We start from the raw sequence: 17,764 nt of genomic DNA on the forward strand, positions 1-17,764 counted from the left end.
CCGCGTTGATAGCAACGCAGGCTCAGCCCGATCAGCTTACTGCCAATCGGTCCAGGTCTAGCATGTCCAAGGTCTGATCAAGTTGGTAAACCGAATTGGGATAAGCAACGCCCATCTCCACGAAGTGAGGGTTCTCTTTGAGGCGCTGACTGAAATAGGTATCGGAAGTATCGTAGATCCAGGAGTTTGATTGGGATTGAGATTCCGGAAAGTCATCATAACTTCCCTTTCGCCTGTCCAGTACGCGGTGGAGGTTGTCCCGTAACAACAGTAGGCTTTCATTTGGCATGTTATTGATCCAGGTGACAAAGGCCTGCTGGTCCTGGTTATCCTGCAGATCAAGTCCCTTGAGTTCGGCGTAGCGTGAGAGCAACGGCAGGACGTTATAACCGTCTCCGCTCTGGTCTGAAAGTGCTTTTGCCGCCGCCTCATCAAGCCCAGCGTGAGTCAAAAATTGGCTGGTTTCCGGCGTTTGAAAGCGATTGGCCATTTCATGGTGTTTGATAACGTCACGAGTGCCCAATGTGATGGTCGAAAGCAGCACTACACCAAGGCCGATTGGGCCAAAAACAGTGCCTGTGCCCAAGGCTGATGTCACTCCTCCTGCTGCGGATAATGTATAGAGTGACGCTCCCACCGTATCGCCAGACTCCGCCGCCTTACCTGCGTTGACCAGATCAAACAGCGAGCTGGCAACACCCAAGACTTTTACCGCAGGACGAGAGCTACCGCCGGCCAGTGTGTCTACCCAACCATCCTTGGGTATCTTGCCCATGCCGATCAAGAGTTCGGTTGTCTTTTGGGCCGTGCCGGCAGCGTCAAGACAGACCTTAAGAATGGCTTCGGGGCTCTGGTGTTTATGTAACGCAACCCCGGAGCTTGCCAGTACGGCAGCGGCACCGGCCGCCCCGATCATCCTCAAGGTTTGGCCAGCGCGCGTCTGATTATCAAAGGTCCTGACACCATTGGTTGATTTGATATCGTCCAACTTGAGATTGAAGCGAGCGAGACGGTCGGTAATCTGCTCGGCTGTTTCGCCGGGCCTCGGCAATGCCTCTTTCAAGGCATCAATAGCCTTATTGAGATCCTTGTCTGGTATACCAAACAGAGCAGCTACTGGGCCTTTTTTGAGCCCTTCCAGTTTGTTGAGGGCATTTTGCAGGCTGGCAGCATCTCCCGCCTTTACATTCTGAAACTCTGGCATCACCTTGTGCCGTAGAACCTGCGTAGCCACTTCCTCAAGAAACTTTCGACCACGATCCGTTGTTTTGCCAAACTGCCCAATCAGCTTCCATTGATCCAGATCGTTTGTCAGTTCCGGATATTGGGCCACCGCAGAACTCATGGCTGTAATTGCGTCGGGATTATCCAGTGTCCTGCGGATTTGGTCCTCAATCGCCTTGCGGTCACCTTTAAAGTCTGCCGGAAGATTTTGCAGCGCCTGTAGCTGGTATAAGAGATCACGCCCGTCCTCAGCAACCTGGTCTTTTAGCGCCTGGGTCTGCTCTTCCCACTCGGGCGGTCGCGAGTCAAGATAATCCTGGATGGCGTTATCCCGCTGCTCAGTAGTCATGACAGCGCCCCCATTCAGGGTGAGCCAATTGAGCTCTTCCATCTGCTTTCCATACGCCTGCAGATCATCCGTAACCTTTTTCTGGAACTGATCCAGGCCTGGCAGGATATCGCCCTCTAAAACATAGCGTGTGTCGCCTTGGCCCACAAAGCTCAGCACCTGCAGCGGATAAGCTGGACTTGCTCCTTCGGCAATGCTCTGCACAGTTCCGGTCCGCTCGTAAAGTCCGAGCTCGACCAAGCGCTTAATGGTCTCCTCAGCACCAGGCTGACCGGCAATACGTCCGGTTACGTTGACCAGATGATAGGCCCCTGACGAGCCTACCATGAGGGGGACTGGATTATCGCTGGGCTCGAGCAATACCTTTTCCAGTCCGGGAATTGCCGCTTCGACGACCTTTGCCGCAAGATGCGGGTCAAGGTTTTGTGTCATGTTATCCAGTCGCTCGAATACAGTTTTCATCGGTACGAGCTGGCCAGACTGGTTATCCTGCTGATTCAAGGCGTCAAGCGCGTATTGCCCTGCCCTTTGGAAGATCTCCTGGCCTGTTGATGACTGCAACAAAACCTCTTTTACATCAGGTGTAACGGTGGAGTAAGCCTTTCCTAGTGTCTCCAATGCGGCAACAGGATCCGGCGATGCGTTAACCTGCTGAACAATCTCCCTAACCTGCGCTTCCACGTCCGGCCCCTTGTGGCTGGAAGGCGTAAGCACCAACCCCATCTGTTCGGCACCCTGCTCTATCGCTATCTGAGCCGGCCCACTGTCCATCCAGTCATGATCAAATAACCATTGCGCAGAGTCGTTACGCTCAGCGGCTGGCAAAGCGGACAAAAACGTTTGCACGTCTTGTTTCAGTTGTTCGGTCTCTACTGCGTAATCGATCGCGCCGTCTGCAGTGTTTGCGTGTTCGATGGCATTACCTCGAGACTGCAGGTTTTCAAGGAACAGTGTTTTGCCATCAGGCTGTACGGCCAGCTGCTCTGGTGCTGGAGGAGGTAAAAAGACCACATCACCGGCGTGAATGTGATCAATATCAGAAATCTGCGGATTATGTTGGGCTGCCTCGTGCAGTGAGACGTAATGCTTTTTGGCGATACCCGTCATGGTGTCACCCGGCTCTACAACTACCTTTTGCTGCTGCAGGTGCGACTCAGGGAGTCTTGGTGCGTCCCCTTCAGGGCGCGGCGTTTCCTGGGATCGCTTGATAAACGCGCTAAATGAATGAAGTGCGGTGCGGAAGTTACTGCGAGAGGTTCCGGCATTATCGATCGGCATCGCCATGGCGTAATGTCCTCGGTAGGCTTCGGTCGTCAGCCTGACCAAGGATGCTTGGCTTAGATGAAAAGCACATGACACGTTAACGCCAAGCTGAAGTAACCATGCTTACGGCTCCATAAGGAACAATAACCTCTACACGTTAATACTCCGTCAGGATAAAAGGCTTATAGCCAGAAAATCATCATTGACCGATTGCTTAATACAGTAAAACAACAAGAATCCGTCAGGTCATGAAATTACTTTGCCATTACTTTATTTTCATGATACTCGGGCCGACGAATGGTAATGCGCGTTTTAACCAATAAAAACCTTATAAAAATCAGTCGCTTAAATTATCAAATAAAGCTTTATCTGGCTTTGTTTCAATTCATGTCAATGTTTTGGCATATCGCTTGTATAGCTCAGTACGCAGAGCACAGAGCGCGCTCCGCTTGGCAGTAGCCTAGCCAATTCTTTTTAATTCTGAGCCTCCGCCTGATCTTGCAGTACAGGAAATGGTCGCGGTTGGTCACAGCAGTCTGGTGATACCAATGTTTTTTTCGAAACTGTTAAAGAAAAGCCTTCCCCTAGCAGCCGCCTTGGCGCTTGGAACCACTTATGTACAAGCCGAACCGGTCGATCTGGTTAGTCTGAACCTGTCCGGTGCGGGATTTGCCCCCCATGTTCTACCTGGAATCAATGGCACCAACTACATATTCCCGGTGGAATCCTACTTCCAGCAGTGGAGCGCCAGGGGTATCAAGACATTCCGCTTCCCCATTATCTGGGAGCGCCTGCAACCCAAGCTGGGCGGTCCTCTTGATCCTACCTATGTAGCCCTGATAGACCGCACCTTTGGTTATGCGCAAAAGCACAACATCAAGATCATTCTGGACCTGCATAACTATGCACGCTATCGCGGCCAGGTGATTGGGACCAGTGGCGTTCCGTATGCGCGCTACCAGGAGATCATGACCAAGATTGCCCAGCAGTGGAGTAATCAACCCGCCCTGTACGCCTACGACATCATGAACGAGCCCAACGGGGCCCTGGCCTACTGGGCGACCGCTGCGCAATACGGTATCAACGGTGTGCGCGCCGTAGACAAGACCCGCCCGATCATTGTGGAAGGTAACGGCTGGTCGAGCGCTACGCGCTGGGCGGAGTGGAATGATCCCTTGCTGAACCTGAAGGATCCGTCCAACAACATCATTTTCTCGGCGCACTCGTATTTCGATGAGAACGCCGGTGGCAGCTATGGTGACGTAGACGTCAACAAGCTGGACGTGATGTATGGCGTGAATCGTGTCAAGCCGTTCGTAGAGTGGCTGAAGAAGCATGGTAAGCGTGGCTACATTGGTGAGTTCGGCGTACCGGATAACAACCCGCGCTGGAACATCCTGATGGACAATATGCTGGCCTACCTGAAGGAGAATTGCGTACCGGCGTCCTACTGGGCAGCAGGTCCGGGCTGGGGTAATTATTTCATGTCGGTTGAGCCGGTAAATGGGCAGGATCGCCCGCAGTGGCCGACTCTTAAGAAGTACATGGACAGCAGCAGCTGTACGGAAATAGGCCCGAAGAAGGCAACAACAACTTCGCCTGCACCTACACCGACCGTTGTTGCGCCGGCACCATCCACTACGACGGGTTCAGTGACCAGCACCATCAACAATTTTACCAACACCGATTGGCTCAATGGTGTGTACCGTAAGAAGGCTGGCTTCTCGGTACCGGGCACGACCGCCAACAAAGCCGCCTTTCAGGTGGGCAAGTCGGTTAAGCTAGCGGATGGTCAGGTCCGCAAGATTACCTATGTGCAGGCTGGCACTAATCTAGGTGTCTATGTTGATGGCGCGGCAGTCAATGGATCGGTCGTAGGTTATCCCAAGACGCTGACTGTTTTGTCTAAATAACAACAGTCTCTTACCTACGGGCTGTGATGGATTGTATCTGGAGCTAGGGACAGCTCCTTATCTTTACTTTTTCTCCCTCCGTAATAGGCCAGGTGCGTTCGTATCAGACGCGTATTTTGCCAGCCCATACCAGATTCCCTATGTAAGACAACAAAACGGCATTCTCTAGCAGCTACATAAGCTGATCGTAATTGCCTCGCTATGCATCATCTCTCCTGTAATCCCTTCTGAGTCAACCTATCTGCTTGATCTGGCTTTACTGGCATCCCTTAAAGGAAAAGGCCGGGTATAAGCCCAGCCTTTTCCTTTATTAAAGATGAATCAGGTCATGCCTCTCATTCCTCTGGCGCCAGACAACGACTCAAGCCGCGTTGGGTATGGATACGGTACCGCTGCGACTTCGTCAGTAGCTCTGGCTGTATGTTGATAGTGTGTTTTGAGTGCCTGTAGGGCGAGAAGAAAAGCCGTAGGTGCTTGATACTCGAACACACCTACCAACGGCCACATGGCAAGGTTGGCCAGAAAGAACGCCAGCGTAAAGTCCAAGTTGGGATTTAGCTTCGTTGCAACCCTGTAGTGGATGAACAAGCCAATCGGAATAATGGCAAATGTCAGGAATCCGAAGCGGAATAAGGTACCAATTACCCCTACGTCAGACAGAAAGAAGTAGTTGCTGAAGAACCGTTTGAATCCATCATTCCACATCAGGCTCAAGCTGCCGCTAGGAACCCAGTTGTATTCATGCAAATGGTTCATGATGGCGGCAATGGTGTTTTCCCGCACATTGTCCGTAGGCCCGCTCTCCACCGATTGCATATAGAAGTCAAGGTTGAGCCCCAAGCTATCGAGGATATGCGGGTTCACCAATATCGGAAAGAGCGCAATGCTACCCAGGATCATGGGCATCACCATGCGGCTTTTCAGACACATCGCGGTAAAGAGAAAGCAGATCACGATGACCTGTCTTGTCTGCATGACAAAGACAATCGTGGCCAGAAAGACAAACGCCAGGATGCCATAGAGCACTTTTGACTTTGGAGCGCCGTTCAGGGGAGATCGTCCATGCCCCATGAAATAGACGCTAAGGCAGTAGGAGAAGATGATGGCCGCTGCGCCGGGCGAGGCACGCCCGGGACGACTAAGGTCAAGCACCTGCTCACGAAGATCGGGCAGCACGCCTGCATAGGAAAGCCAGGAAAGCCCAACGGAGATGAGACCGACCAGCAGTATCAGCTGCTCGAATTGGGTAGCGGTTACACGCTTTGCAAAATAGACAATAACGAAAAAGCTGAAACAGAACAGGACACGGCGCTCTTCAATCAATCCATAGAACAGCGGCTGCCCATAAAAAAGATTTGAAAATAACGCAGGTAGAAAACAGAACACAAAGGCAGAAAAAAGGCAAAAACTCAAGCCGAGGTTGTAGTCCTGCTTGTTGGCCGGAGGTGTACCTGTAAGAAGAAGCGCTGTAAAACCCAAGCATATCGCCAAGTACAATTCACTGACGTACTTTACGCCAATAGGGTTTGTGTGCCCTTGCTCGAACACACCAAATTGAAAAATAAGAAGAATAAACAAACATACGTAATAGACGTTACGCTTGCTAACCGTGATCATTAATTTTATGTCCTTTACATGCGGTTTGTTTTCGAAACCACCAAGCGTGCCAACCCACATCAATCTGTTGAGGGATCATAAAGCTAGTGGCGACACAGACGCTGTCAAGGCAGGCAATGGACTACTTAGATCAATGCTTGAAACAGACAAGCTTAGTATTGCGGGCAATTATTACCGTCATATTGGCTCAAATAACCAGACTACTGTGACGGTACGAGTGATTTCGAAAGAATACTGGCTATTTGCCTTCTATTGATAAATAACTTATAAATCATCAAAACAAATTCATAGTACGTTCAATACAAAAGCAATTGACAAAAAACCTTGTATTTGTGAGTTTGCCAGCATAAATACTTTGAATTAGTTCTCTTCTTTAGTAATAGATCACCCCTCCCGCAGCTTATTAGGACCTTTTAACCAAGGCTCACTAAAGGACCCGCATAGCGATCAGATGCAGGGTGGAGGCGGAGCATAAGAAAGGCTTTGACTGGGCAGGAAGACCTTTAGACGAGTGGGAAGAGTCTTCAAGAATCTCTTGAAGTAGCCTGACTCTAACTAGATAACACCCAACGATGTAGCCGATTCTATGAATGCCTTGATCATGCTTGTTGACTCGGCCCGTGACCGTTATCAAGTCGATACCTTACTAAAACCTGACGGGACACTGGTTATTACCGCACTACCTGTTGAAGGAGGTCATCCACTTGAGTGGATCTTAACGCCTGATCAGGCGCGTAACCGTCTGCTTTTGGAAACGGTCCTGATGGATATCCAGCGTCGGCTTAACCAGCCGGCATCCAATAGCCATGAATTTACCCATGATGATCCATTACAACATGGCTCGCTCGGGTAGTAATTATTTACCCCTCTTTATCACAGTGCTTTTACAGTGCTTCTCATGTTCCTTGCCACACTTGCAGCACAAAGCACTTCTAGTCTGACGTCCGTACCGGATGGGCTAAACGCGTGTTGCACCCTCTCCATCTTGGTGGGTTGCCACGTGGAAGGTTCTCTGATTTTGCCTTTTGTCACCATTACAGGACGTCCAACTCGCATGATGCGCAAATCTCCTTTTCCGCCTATGTCTTGCGCCTTTCTTTCTGCCGGCGGGAGGTGGGATGCATGCCCGCTCATATGTTTGGACCGGCACAACCCTAGGGTTCCGAAAACCTGTCCATCTGCATTGCACATATTGACCACCGTCACTACTAAACCTTTGGGCATGGGGTTGGGCTCACCATAATTTACAGCTTCGTGCGCTAACCGGTGGGCAGATGCATATCGCTCCGGAAACGGGGCAAGGAATACGGATATGTCTATAACTCGCGCAGAAGAAAAGGCTTAAATACCGCAAGTGAGTCCACTCAAGAACGGTTGCTCCGTACCGTTACTGGCAGGGCAGTACGGGTTGTGGATTACGAGCCGACTATCCGTATGCTGGTCGTGGAGATTCTTGAAGAACTCGGCTACCACGCCCTGATAGCTGAAGATGGCGCTTCTGGCTTGGCAAGCCTGCAATCCGATACCGCTATCGGCCTGTTAGTTTCCGATGTTGGGCTAACGGAAGACAAATGGCTGACGCCGCGTATTAGCCGCCCTGACCTCAAGGTGCTATTTATCACAGGTTATGCTGAGAGCGCTGTGGTAGGCGATGGAAACTTGGAAATCGACACGCCTATTATGACCAGCCCCTTCACGGTCGATATATTGACCGAGCGAATCTAGCAGTTGATTGAAGGTAGTTAACTGGCGGTTTTTCAGCTCCTTCTTGGACGGGTCATCTCTATAGTTGGACAGGCTGTGCTCTACCAGCTTGAGCACACTGCAGACTCTGCATTCATAGCTGCGCCTGGTAGTTAGCTTTTTAGGAATATCGCAGTAGAAAACGGGTAGCTGGTAGAGGTTCGCTTTCGAGAACGCCTGAGCCATGGACGCAGTGGGCTTTATCCGTCATTGAATAAATTCAAGCCCCAAGACTGACCGCCGATACATGTCATCAGACAACAAAAATTCGGCGTGCTTTCGCCTCTACTTTTGCGGATGACAAATATGCTACTACGCAGTTGGAACATTGCCCCCCGGGCTGCGCTTGGGTTTGGCCTGATCGCGCTGATGGTTGCTTTTCTAGGTATTTTCTCGCTAGGCAAGATGTCCAACATCCGTGACCGTAGTGTGGCTATAGAAGCAGAATGGGTACCCAGCATCCGCATCGTAGATAGCATCCGGGAAAACATGCTGCGTATTCGCACCATTTCCTTGCGCATGGCGCTTGATCCCGACCCTAAAAGCATCGACACCTATGCCAGCCAGTATGAGGCCCGTAATAAGGTTTTGATGGATAACATCAAAGCGTTTGAGGCCTTTGTCGATACGCCCGAAGAGCAACGCCTGTACGGACAATTCAAACAGGATTTTGCAGTCTACCAGCAGGGTATGACCAACTCGTTTGTCCTGGCCCGCCAAGGCGATACTGTCGCCCTGAATAAACTCACTCTGGTTGACATGAAGCCTGTCATCGATGGCACTGGCAAGACATTGGGCGAGCTGGGAGACTACTATGCACAAGGGATCGAGCGCGAAGGAAAGAGTTCGGCGGAACAATACGCCAGCTCTCGCGCCATTGTTATCCTCGTGATTGCCTTGGCGGCCCTAGCTACCGTGCTTATGGCCTGGCTTCTGACGCAAAGTATCGTCAGGCCCCTGCAGAGTGCTGTGCGCGCCGCACAACAGGTTGCCAAAGGAGACCTGACCACTCACATTGAAGTCAGCGGTAGCGATGAGGTCAATCAGCTTCAGGTAGCACTGCGCCAGATGCAGGACAATCTGCGTAACACCCTGGCTCAGATTTCAGGGTCATCAACCCAACTGGCGGCAGCAGCTGATGAACTCAACGCCGTGACCGAAGAAGCCAGCCGCGGCTTGCAACAGCAAAACGATGAGATTGAGCAGGCCGCTACCGCTGTAAACGAGATGAGCGCAGCGGTTGATGAGGTAGCACGTAACGCAGTATCGACATCTGAGGCCTCCAAGACTTCGACCCAGTCAGCACAGGCCGGTCATGTTCGAGTCAATGAAACCATTACAGCCATCACAGACCTGTCGGAAGAGGTTCAGTCTACCTCCGTACTGGTAAGACAACTTGCCGATCGATCGCAGGAAATTGGCAAGGTGCTGGATGTTATTCGTGCCATTGCAGAACAAACCAATCTACTGGCGCTGAATGCTGCGATCGAAGCTGCCCGTGCAGGCGAATCCGGCCGAGGTTTTGCTGTAGTGGCTGACGAGGTAAGAGCGCTCGCTCATCGTACGCAACAGTCGACGCTTGAGATCGAGCAAATGGTCTCTGGCATGCGCAACGGCGCAAGTCAGGCTTTGAACTCCATGCAGATCAGCAGCACTCGCGCTCATTCCACACGGGAGCTGGCAGAAAGTGCAGGCCAGGCGCTAAGCGAGATTACGTCGTCGATCAGCGAAATGTATGAGCGTAACCTGGTAATTGCCAGCGCAGCCGAAGAGCAGGCTCAGGTAGCCAGGGAAGTTGACCGTAACCTTGTCAATATCCGTGATCTATCCGTGCAGTCTGCCACAGGCGCGCATCAAACCAGCGCGTCCAGCCATGAGCTTTCACGTCTGGCAGCTGAGCTTAACTCTCTGGTCAATCGCTTCAAGGTCTGATCGTTTATTCAATGATCGCTTTACGACAGAAAAAATGTGAAAGCCCTCTTTAGTAGAGGGCTTTTTTGTTGAAAGCTGGCCAGATCTTCAGATGGATTGCTTTTTACGAGTGAAACAGTGGCCTATGCTTAAGTTAAGCATGAGGCGCACCCGATGAATCTGATAGCTAATAAACTTGCCCGTCTCGATCCGCCGCTTAAGTTTCTTTTTGAACCTCGCGGCTCAGACATGCTTTTGACCTTGATCGACCCAGCCGTTCCTGCACGCGTGCAGCGCCGCCTCGATCCCAAGCTCATGATGAATAAGGATGCGCTAAACCTGACATTGGTCTATGCCGTCAATGAATTACGGGCTAAAGGCTCCCATGTGCCTTTGGAAAAGGATTACATTTTTATCTGATACCTCTTCGACCCACCAAATGGAACCTGGTGCTTCTATCGCCTATCCTCTCAGAGCAGTACGCACCATGGCAGAGAGATCCTCGGGACGATAGGGTTTGGTAAGCAAATGGATATTAGGAGCCAACGTGTTGTTCTGCGAAAGGATGTCCCGAGTATGGCCTGAGGTAAACAATACCGGTATTGCAGGTTCCTGCATCTGAGCCCATGCCGCCAGATCCGTACTTTTGAGCCGACCGGGCATCACGACATCCGTGAAAATCAAATCAACCCTCGTTCCGGCTTCCAGCAGCTGCATGGCCACGTCCGCATCAGGCGCTTGCGCCACGTCATAACCGGCCTGCTGCAGTAACTCTACAACAGAGAATCGAACACCTTCATTATCCTCTACTACCAGGATGGTTTCCCGCCCCTCAAGTGTATAGTCATGTTTGCCCTGGTCATCTTCTTCGGCCTGTTTGTGACTGCGTGCGAAATACATCCGTACCGTCGTACCGCATCCAGGGGCGCTCTGAATATCAATATGGCCCCCACTCTGCTTGACGAAGCCAAACACCATGCTAAGACCAAGTCCCGTACCCTGCCCTTCAGCCTTGGTCGTGAAGAATGGCTCGAAGACGTGCTCCAGCACTTCTGGCTTCATACCTTCGCCCGAATCGGCAACGGACAGGCAGAGGTAGTCCCCAGGACTGATGTCCTTGCCTGCACAGTAATCTTCATCCAGCACGACATTGTCGCCATGAACGCTGATCAGCCCTTCCCCATCCATCGCATCACGGGCATTGATGGCCAGATTGAGAATAGCGTTTTCCAACTGGTTACGATCAACGTGTATGCACCAGGCATTGTCAGGCAGGGACATATCGATTTCGATGGTCTCGCCCAGTGCACGCTGAAGGAGCTCCTCCAGCCCTTCGAAAATATGGGCTGGGTTGTAAACGCCGGGTGATAAGGCTTGGCGACGGGCAAAGGCCAATAGTTGGGAAGACAGCTTGGCTCCTCGCTCCACCGCATTGATGGCAGCCTCTACGCGGCTCTGTACACGAGGGTTGTCCTTTTCCTGACGAGCCAGCAGATGCAGGTTGCTCGAAATGACCTGCAGGACATTATTGAAGTCATGTGCAACGCCTCCGGTCAGTCCGCCAATCGCCTCCAGCTTTTGTGATTGCCGGAGCTGCTCTTCTGCCAACGAGCGGGCCTGCACTTCAGCAGCGACCCGCTGCTCCAGATTGCGCGTCAGTTGATAAAGAGCCTCTTCCGCCATTTTGCGTTCATGAATATCGATCAGAACACCGGGAAAGCGAAACGGCTCTCCACGCTCGTCAAACTCGCACAGACCACTCGCTAAAACCCAGCGGAAAAGGCCGTTCGGGCGGCGGATACGACATTCGGCATTAAACGCGCCGCCTTGATCAAAGGTCTGCCTGATATGCATCCGGATCTTTTCCAGGTCGTCCGGATGAATGAAGCCGCTGGCGATCTGAATGGGAATGCCTGCCGCCGCTTCGTCTACGGGGTATGAAAAGGTTCGTGCGAAGCGCTCATCTCCAGTCAGGGATTGTGCTTTGATATCCCAGACGAACAGTCCCAGGAGCGCGCCGGAGTTCAATGCCAGTTGCAGTCGTTCATTCGTTGCCCGAAAAGAACGCTCGGCCTCCTGACGTCGCCGCTCCGACAAAACATGTTGAGTGGTTTCGATAACGATGGCCATGACGCCAGCCGGCATGCCGTCATCCTCAGGCACCGGACTATAGTAGAGGTCCATCGAGACGTCTTCCGGACGCCCATTACGAAACAATACAAGCTCTTTGTTCCGGTAAGAGAGCGTACCGCCAGCCAGACAGGTATCAACCACGTTCCGATTGAATTCGGCAACTTCCGGCCAACCGATCTCGACTGGCGAGCCGAGAAGAAAAGGATGACGTCCCGCCGCAAACACGGCATAGGCATCGTTATAAATCATATAGCCAGGCCGTCCCCACAACATGACGAGGGGAACAGGAGAAGCCAGTAGAAACTGGACGGCAGCACTCAGACTTTTGGACCACTGTTCAATGGGACCGAGATCCGTACGAGACCAGTCGAAAGACCGGATACGCTCGGCCATCTCACCGCTCCAGCCCAGGCAACCATAATCGTCCCTTAGAAATTGCATGGATTGTCTCTTAGGAAAAGGGCCTGTTTAGTATGTTGGTGTCCAGATACGACCACAGCAACAAACAACAATTCTAAACAAACGAAGCGGCGGCTATGTCGGTCTATCCGGCAACGATAGCAACCTTTTCAAGTAGATATCCGTTCACGGTGAAAACCGCCAAGTAAAACACACCGGTAAGCGCTACCCTCTATAGGTCCTGGGCGCGGTCAGGCAAATGGCAATGCGCTACACGGGTAATCAACAACAAAAGCTATAAGGAGATTACATGTCCGTTCATATTGAAGAGCGATTTTCTGCTCGTCTGGCGTTACGTTGTGCGCATTGGGCTGAGCGCTGGTTCCCTGACTCCTGGGTCTTTGCCGCTGTCGCCGTGGTTGTGGTGGCGCTTGCCGCCACCCTGCTCGGTACACCGGCCTCAGGAACAGCCAAGGCATTTGGCGACGGATTCTGGAGCCTGATTCCCTTCACCATGCAAATGGCGTTTGTAGTGATCGGCGGCTACGTTGTGGCCAGCTCAGCGCCTGCGGCCCGCCTGATCGACTGGCTGGCTCGCATCCCACGCAATGGGCGATCGGCTGTCTGTTGGGTAGCGCTCATTTCGATGCTGGCTTCTCTGCTCAATTGGGGGCTCAGCCTGGTCTTTGGAGGGCTCCTGGTAAGGGCCCTTGCCCGACGTGTCGATTTGAAAATGGATTACCGGGCCGCAGGTGCAGCGGCCTATCTCGGGCTGGGCGCCGTATGGGCCTTGGGTCTGTCGTCCTCAGCGGCCCAGTTGCAGGCAAATCCGGGGAGCCTGCCCCCGTCTGTTCTGGCGATTACCGGTGTTATCCCCTTTACGGAAACCATTTTCCTCTGGCAGTCAGGCGTCATGCTGCTTGCGCTGATCGTGCTGTCGCTGATCATTGCATATGCTACTGCGCCTGGAGAATTGACTGCTCGTACTGCGCGTGAGTGTGGAGTCGATCCCGTGCTGGAAACGCCGGCTCGGCTAGTGCGAACACGCCCAGGCGAATGGCTGGAGCATAGCCCGCTTCTGACCATTATCATTGTGCTGCTAGCGCTGGGGTGGCTTTGGCAGGAGTTTGCTTCCAAGCCTGCCATTGAGGCCATTTCAGGGCTCAACACCTACAATCTGTTATTTCTGACGCTTGGTGCGCTTCTGCATTGGCGTCCTCGTCATTTTCTCGATGCAGTGGCGCGTGCTGTGCCGACCACTACCGGTGTCCTGATCCAGTTTCCCCTCTATGGCTCCATTGCTGCGATCATGACAAAGGCGACAGGAAGTGATGGTCAGACGCTTGCCCACCATATTTCCGCCTTCTTCGTTCAACTGGCCTCACACGATACATTTGCGGTCCTGATGGGCGTCTATTCAGCTATCCTGGGTTTCTTTATTCCTTCAGGCGGGGGTAAATGGATCATCGAGGCGCCTTACGTCATGCAGGTTGCCAATGACTTGCACTACCACCTGGGCTGGGCAGTCCAGATCTACAACGCAGCTGAAGCGCTACCCAATTTGATAAACCCCTTTTATATGCTGCCTTTACTAGGCGTTCTGGGGCTCAAGGCGCGCGACCTTATCGGTTTTACCTTCATGCAGATGCTGGCGCATATTCCGTTGGTGCTGATTCTTTTATGGGCATTGGGGGCCACCCTGACGTATCTGCCACCAGTCATGCCTTGATGAATCCACCACAGATGATGAACGGTCGTTTGAACAGACGAGACAGCTGTACAGATTAAGTCCACCAATGTCATATTGATATCAAGTTTGCTAGCCACTTCTCATTTTGTGGCTAGCCCCCCTTACGCTCAAGAGCGCTATCTTCAAGTAGGTCCAGCTCTGGCTCCAGCATGTCTTTTAGAGGTAAATAAGGTTGTTGTACTGCCTCGGCCTATTCTTCACGGCAGTGGGTGTAACGTGTCTGCTTTACAAGCCCAATGACACGATGCTCCAGTTCGAAGGATACGGTCTCATCATCGTTTCTGTGTTTATTCTTCGAGAAGCCTTCCTGAGCAAAAAGCCTCCCAGGAATTGAGCTTGTCATAACGCCTCTGCCCGTCTGGCGCTTGCATGACACATTCGTAAACGCTTGCCCCAAAGTCCATGCGACTTTTGAACCTTTGAGCTTTGCTGCCGCCATTGATATCATCACGACATCAATCATAGGGGGGGCTCAGGCGCGGTCGTTGCGCAGCATGAACCTACCCATAACCGATACGGAATGAGTCTGGTCACGCGTGAGGTTACTGTTACTCACCATGCCGGAACAGGAATGGCTTTCTCTTCGCCTTTCAGAAAGCAAAAAGCAGGATGCTGGATATGGACTTCTTTACTAACCTCACCACCCTTTGTACAACCCAGGTGTTAACGCCGGGCCGCCCTATTGCCTGCCTGGCCATAATAGGCCTTGTGGCTACAGGGGTTGCGATTCACACCGAGCTTAGACGGCATAAGGATGAATAATCTGATCGCTTCCGTCCTGAACGCTTCATCCAGCTACTTACGTCCCAACGACGACCACTAGCATGAGTGAATGGGATCCTGTGGACCTGCTGCTGATGGCCATTAGCGGACTATGCCTTCTGTCAGCGTTTGGCTTGATGGTGCTCTGGCACTGATGGTCTGGCACGCCGGTTGCTGCAGGCAACAGTGTAATGACCGTTGCGTCAAATAATCTGTCAGCCTGGAAACCACGATGAACGCTCTTCAAGTACTCGACGCTTCCATCCATACATTGGATACCCGTGAGGACGTCACTAATCTGGCCAAATGCTTTGATTTGCAAGGGTTGCAGTATCTTGAAATCCAGGCTGTCCAAAACTTTCAGTCAGCGATGGCACATTGGCCATTGTTGATGGAAACCCTTCAGCCGTCGCTGGTCGGTTACGAGACGATCATCAATCCGCTTCCAGCCTATCTCTGATAAGGCTGAAGCGGATCCGCATGGCATAGAAAAGAGCAGTACCGCGGATATATCGGCAGAAATAGCTCTCTTCTGGCTATTTATTTTTATTCGGAAGGCGTTAGCAAGTGAGTGGCCTGAAGCCCTCAGACCACTCACAAGGAGAGGTCAGAGCAGTTTGTACCCGATCACCATCAGCATAACGGCAAGGCACGGACGCAATATTCCATCAGGAATTCGACCGGAAAGGTGACTGCCCATAAAGATGCCTGGCAGTGAGCCCATCAGCAGATAGCCTAGAATAGGCCAATCCATGTTGCCCATGCTGGCATGGCCCAGTCCTGCAATCAGCGTCAAAGGTACGGCATGTGCGATTTCTGTACCCACCAGGCGTCGAGTAGCCAGGAAGGGATACAGCATGAACAGCGCCACGGTACCTAAAGCGCCTGCGCCAATGGACGTCAGCGTCACCATGGCGCCAAGCACAACACCAGTGATAAATGTCAGCGTATTGAGCTTTTTCGGGCTCAAGTGAAAGCTGTCATTGGCATGCCGGCCTACAAAGGCAAACAGCTGTTTCTTGAAAAGAATGGCAAAGGCTGTCATGAACAGAACAATACCCAAACCATGCTTGATGATCGCATTTAGTGCCTGCGGATCGGAGTGCAAGCGACTCAACAACCACAGTGTTAATGCAGCGGCCGGCAGACTTCCCAGCGCCAGCCAGCCTGTCACAGACCAGTCGATATTCTTGTTGCGCTGATGCACCCAGACACCGCCTGCCTTTGTCACCGCGGCATACAGCAGATCAGTTCCTACGGCAGCGGCCGGATTGATGCCAAACCACAATAGGATAGGAGTCATCAGGGAACCACCGCCTACGCCTGTCATCCCAACAATAAAGCCGACCACCAAGCCTGCGACAACAAAACCTCCAGCGCCGAAATCCATCATCACTTCCTAAAGACACATGTTCTGCAAAAACTGGCACGCAGCATAACGACTTATAAAGAGCTCGCTTATATAAATATGATCTTGCTTATAACCATTTAATTTAAAAAAGGCACAGCCATCCTCCATTAATCCCATGGAACGTCCATTTTCCTACGCAGTCATACACGTTAGTATATGGATCATATATATTTCATATAGGGTGAATGGATGGGTATTGTCAAAGTCTCGGAAGGTATGCATGAAAACCTGCGTATCGCCAGTAATGCACTTTGCCGCTCCATCAATGCTCAGGCGGAGCACTGGCTACGAGTAGGCATGCTGGCGGAACTCTATCCTGAGCTGAACCATCGGGATATCTGCAAGCTGCTGATCAGTCTGGAGCAACAAGGCGGTTTTGACCTGAACTGCCTGAGCGCGATGGAAGATGCCCCACACGTCCAAGCAACAATCAAACAGGCGGGAGCCGGACGATGAGAAAAGCGGTTTCGATAAAGACACCTGAAGAAATTGCCATGGCGCGCAAGGCAGGCAAGCTGGCAGCCGATGTGCTAGCGATGATTGCCGAGCACGTGAAACCTGGCGTAACGACCGAAGAACTAGACCGCTTGTGTCATGACTATATCGTAAACGTACAAAAAGCCGTTCCGGCCAATATTGGTTATCACGGATTTCCGAAAACGGTCTGCACTTCAGTCAATCATGTGATCTGCCACGGTATTCCTTCTTCTGAGACACTGAAGGATGGCGATATCGTCAATATCGATGTAGCGGTCATCAAGGATGGCTGGTACGGCGATACCAGTCGCATGTACTTTGTAGGGGAGCCCTCTACTCAGGCACGCCGCCTAGTGGAAACGACTTACGAAGCCATGTGTGCAGGTATTCGTGAGGTCAAGCCCGGCGCAACGTTGGGAGACATCGGTCATGCGATCCAGACCGTCGCGCACCGTGACGGCTTTAGTGTCGTTCGTGAATACTGCGGGCACGGGATCGGTAAGGTTTATCACGACGAGCCTCAGGTGCTGCACTTTGGCAACCGTGGCGAAGGGATGAAGCTGCGCACAGGAATGATGTTTACCATCGAGCCTATGCTCAATGCCGGCAAGCACCAGACCAAGACTCTAGGTGATGGCTGGACGGTCATTACCAAGGATCGTTCGCTCTCGGCGCAATGGGAGCATATGGTCGTCGTGACAGAGAGCGGGTTTGAAGTGCTAACGCCATGGCCAGATAGCCCCAGCGGTTATACCCCCATCGTCTAATCGACGATGACACAGTCGGCAGGGCTGCGATGGGCGCCCTGCCAG

Annotated in this window: 13 protein-coding genes and 1 pseudogene; 9 read left to right on the forward strand and 5 right to left on the reverse strand. The window is 52.1% G+C overall.

Features of this window, described 5'->3' with window-relative positions:
* Positions 1 to 31: 31 nt before the first annotated feature.
* Complete coding sequence (locus JQR86_RS22435) at positions 32 to 2,857, reverse strand: LysM peptidoglycan-binding domain-containing protein (RefSeq protein WP_434155119.1); 2,826 nt, start codon at positions 2,855 to 2,857, stop codon at positions 32 to 34.
* 527 nt (positions 2,858 to 3,384) lie between these two features.
* On the opposite strand from JQR86_RS22435, the pseudogene JQR86_RS22440 reads away from it, so the two are divergent.
* Positions 3,385 to 4,731: pseudogene (locus tag JQR86_RS22440) on the forward strand (glycoside hydrolase family 5 protein); the annotation flags it as partial.
* Positions 4,732 to 5,070: 339 nt separating this feature from the next.
* Here the strand turns inward: JQR86_RS22440 and JQR86_RS22445 are convergent.
* The gene (locus JQR86_RS22445; protein ID WP_407363554.1) at positions 5,071 to 6,366 is read right to left on the reverse strand and encodes a hypothetical protein; all 1,296 of its coding nucleotides are present in this window, start codon (positions 6,364 to 6,366) and stop codon (positions 5,071 to 5,073) included.
* A gap of 586 nt (positions 6,367 to 6,952) precedes the next feature.
* Between JQR86_RS22445 and JQR86_RS22450 the strand changes: the two genes are divergently transcribed.
* From JQR86_RS22450 to JQR86_RS22465, 4 genes are all read left to right on the forward strand, one after another.
* Positions 6,953 to 7,219, forward strand: coding sequence for a hypothetical protein (locus JQR86_RS22450; RefSeq protein WP_434155121.1), 267 nt, complete (start codon positions 6,953 to 6,955; stop codon positions 7,217 to 7,219).
* Positions 7,220 to 7,740: 521 nt separating this feature from the next.
* A complete protein-coding gene (locus tag JQR86_RS22455) occupies positions 7,741 to 8,091 on the forward strand; it encodes a hypothetical protein (RefSeq protein ID WP_434155122.1) in 351 nt (116 codons plus the stop codon).
* A gap of 324 nt (positions 8,092 to 8,415) precedes the next feature.
* On the forward strand, positions 8,416 to 10,041 hold the full coding sequence (locus tag JQR86_RS22460; RefSeq protein WP_150346329.1) for a methyl-accepting chemotaxis protein: 1,626 nt from the start codon (positions 8,416 to 8,418) through the stop codon (positions 10,039 to 10,041).
* 153 nt (positions 10,042 to 10,194) lie between these two features.
* Positions 10,195 to 10,440 (forward strand): hypothetical protein, encoded by a 246-nt coding sequence (locus JQR86_RS22465; RefSeq protein ID WP_312272112.1) that lies wholly within the window; start codon positions 10,195 to 10,197, stop codon positions 10,438 to 10,440.
* Positions 10,441 to 10,482: 42 nt separating this feature from the next.
* Here the strand turns inward: JQR86_RS22465 and JQR86_RS22470 are convergent, their stop codons facing one another.
* Positions 10,483 to 12,594, reverse strand: a complete 2,112-nt coding sequence (locus tag JQR86_RS22470; RefSeq protein ID WP_434155123.1) for an ATP-binding protein — start codon at positions 12,592 to 12,594, stop codon at positions 10,483 to 10,485.
* A gap of 268 nt (positions 12,595 to 12,862) precedes the next feature.
* On the opposite strand from JQR86_RS22470, the gene JQR86_RS22475 reads away from it, so the two are divergent.
* Positions 12,863 to 14,281, forward strand: a complete 1,419-nt coding sequence (locus JQR86_RS22475) for a short-chain fatty acid transporter (protein ID WP_150346327.1) — start codon at positions 12,863 to 12,865, stop codon at positions 14,279 to 14,281.
* 211 nt (positions 14,282 to 14,492) lie between these two features.
* On the opposite strand, the gene JQR86_RS22480 is transcribed toward JQR86_RS22475, so the two are convergent.
* Positions 14,493 to 14,765: a hypothetical protein gene (locus JQR86_RS22480; protein ID WP_434155126.1), complete on the reverse strand. Its 273-nt coding sequence runs from the start codon at positions 14,763 to 14,765 to the stop codon at positions 14,493 to 14,495.
* A gap of 531 nt (positions 14,766 to 15,296) precedes the next feature.
* Between JQR86_RS22480 and bcsR the strand changes: the two genes are divergently transcribed.
* Positions 15,297 to 15,524, forward strand: a complete 228-nt coding sequence (gene bcsR, locus JQR86_RS22485; RefSeq protein ID WP_074828942.1) for a BcsR/BcsP family cellulose biosynthesis protein — start codon at positions 15,297 to 15,299, stop codon at positions 15,522 to 15,524.
* A 147-nt stretch (positions 15,525 to 15,671) separates the two neighbouring features.
* Here the strand turns inward: bcsR and JQR86_RS22490 are convergent, their stop codons facing one another.
* The gene (locus tag JQR86_RS22490) at positions 15,672 to 16,454 is read right to left on the reverse strand and encodes a sulfite exporter TauE/SafE family protein (RefSeq protein WP_010798713.1); all 783 of its coding nucleotides are present in this window, start codon (positions 16,452 to 16,454) and stop codon (positions 15,672 to 15,674) included.
* Between the two features lie 210 nt (positions 16,455 to 16,664).
* On the opposite strand from JQR86_RS22490, the gene JQR86_RS22495 reads away from it, so the two are divergent.
* Both JQR86_RS22495 and map read left to right on the forward strand, forming a co-directional pair.
* Entirely contained in the window at positions 16,665 to 16,931 is a 267-nt protein-coding gene (locus JQR86_RS22495; RefSeq protein WP_010798714.1) for a ParD-like family protein, read from the forward strand.
* Complete coding sequence (gene map / locus JQR86_RS22500; protein WP_150346325.1) at positions 16,928 to 17,719, forward strand: type I methionyl aminopeptidase; 792 nt, start codon at positions 16,928 to 16,930, stop codon at positions 17,717 to 17,719. The genes JQR86_RS22495 and map overlap by 4 nt, the downstream gene beginning before the upstream one ends.
* Positions 17,720 to 17,764: the final 45 nt, after the last annotated feature.

It is taken from the genome of Pseudomonas sp. JZ134, from assembly GCF_051027695.1.
Lineage (GTDB): Bacteria > Pseudomonadota > Gammaproteobacteria > Pseudomonadales > Pseudomonadaceae > Chryseomonas > Chryseomonas luteola.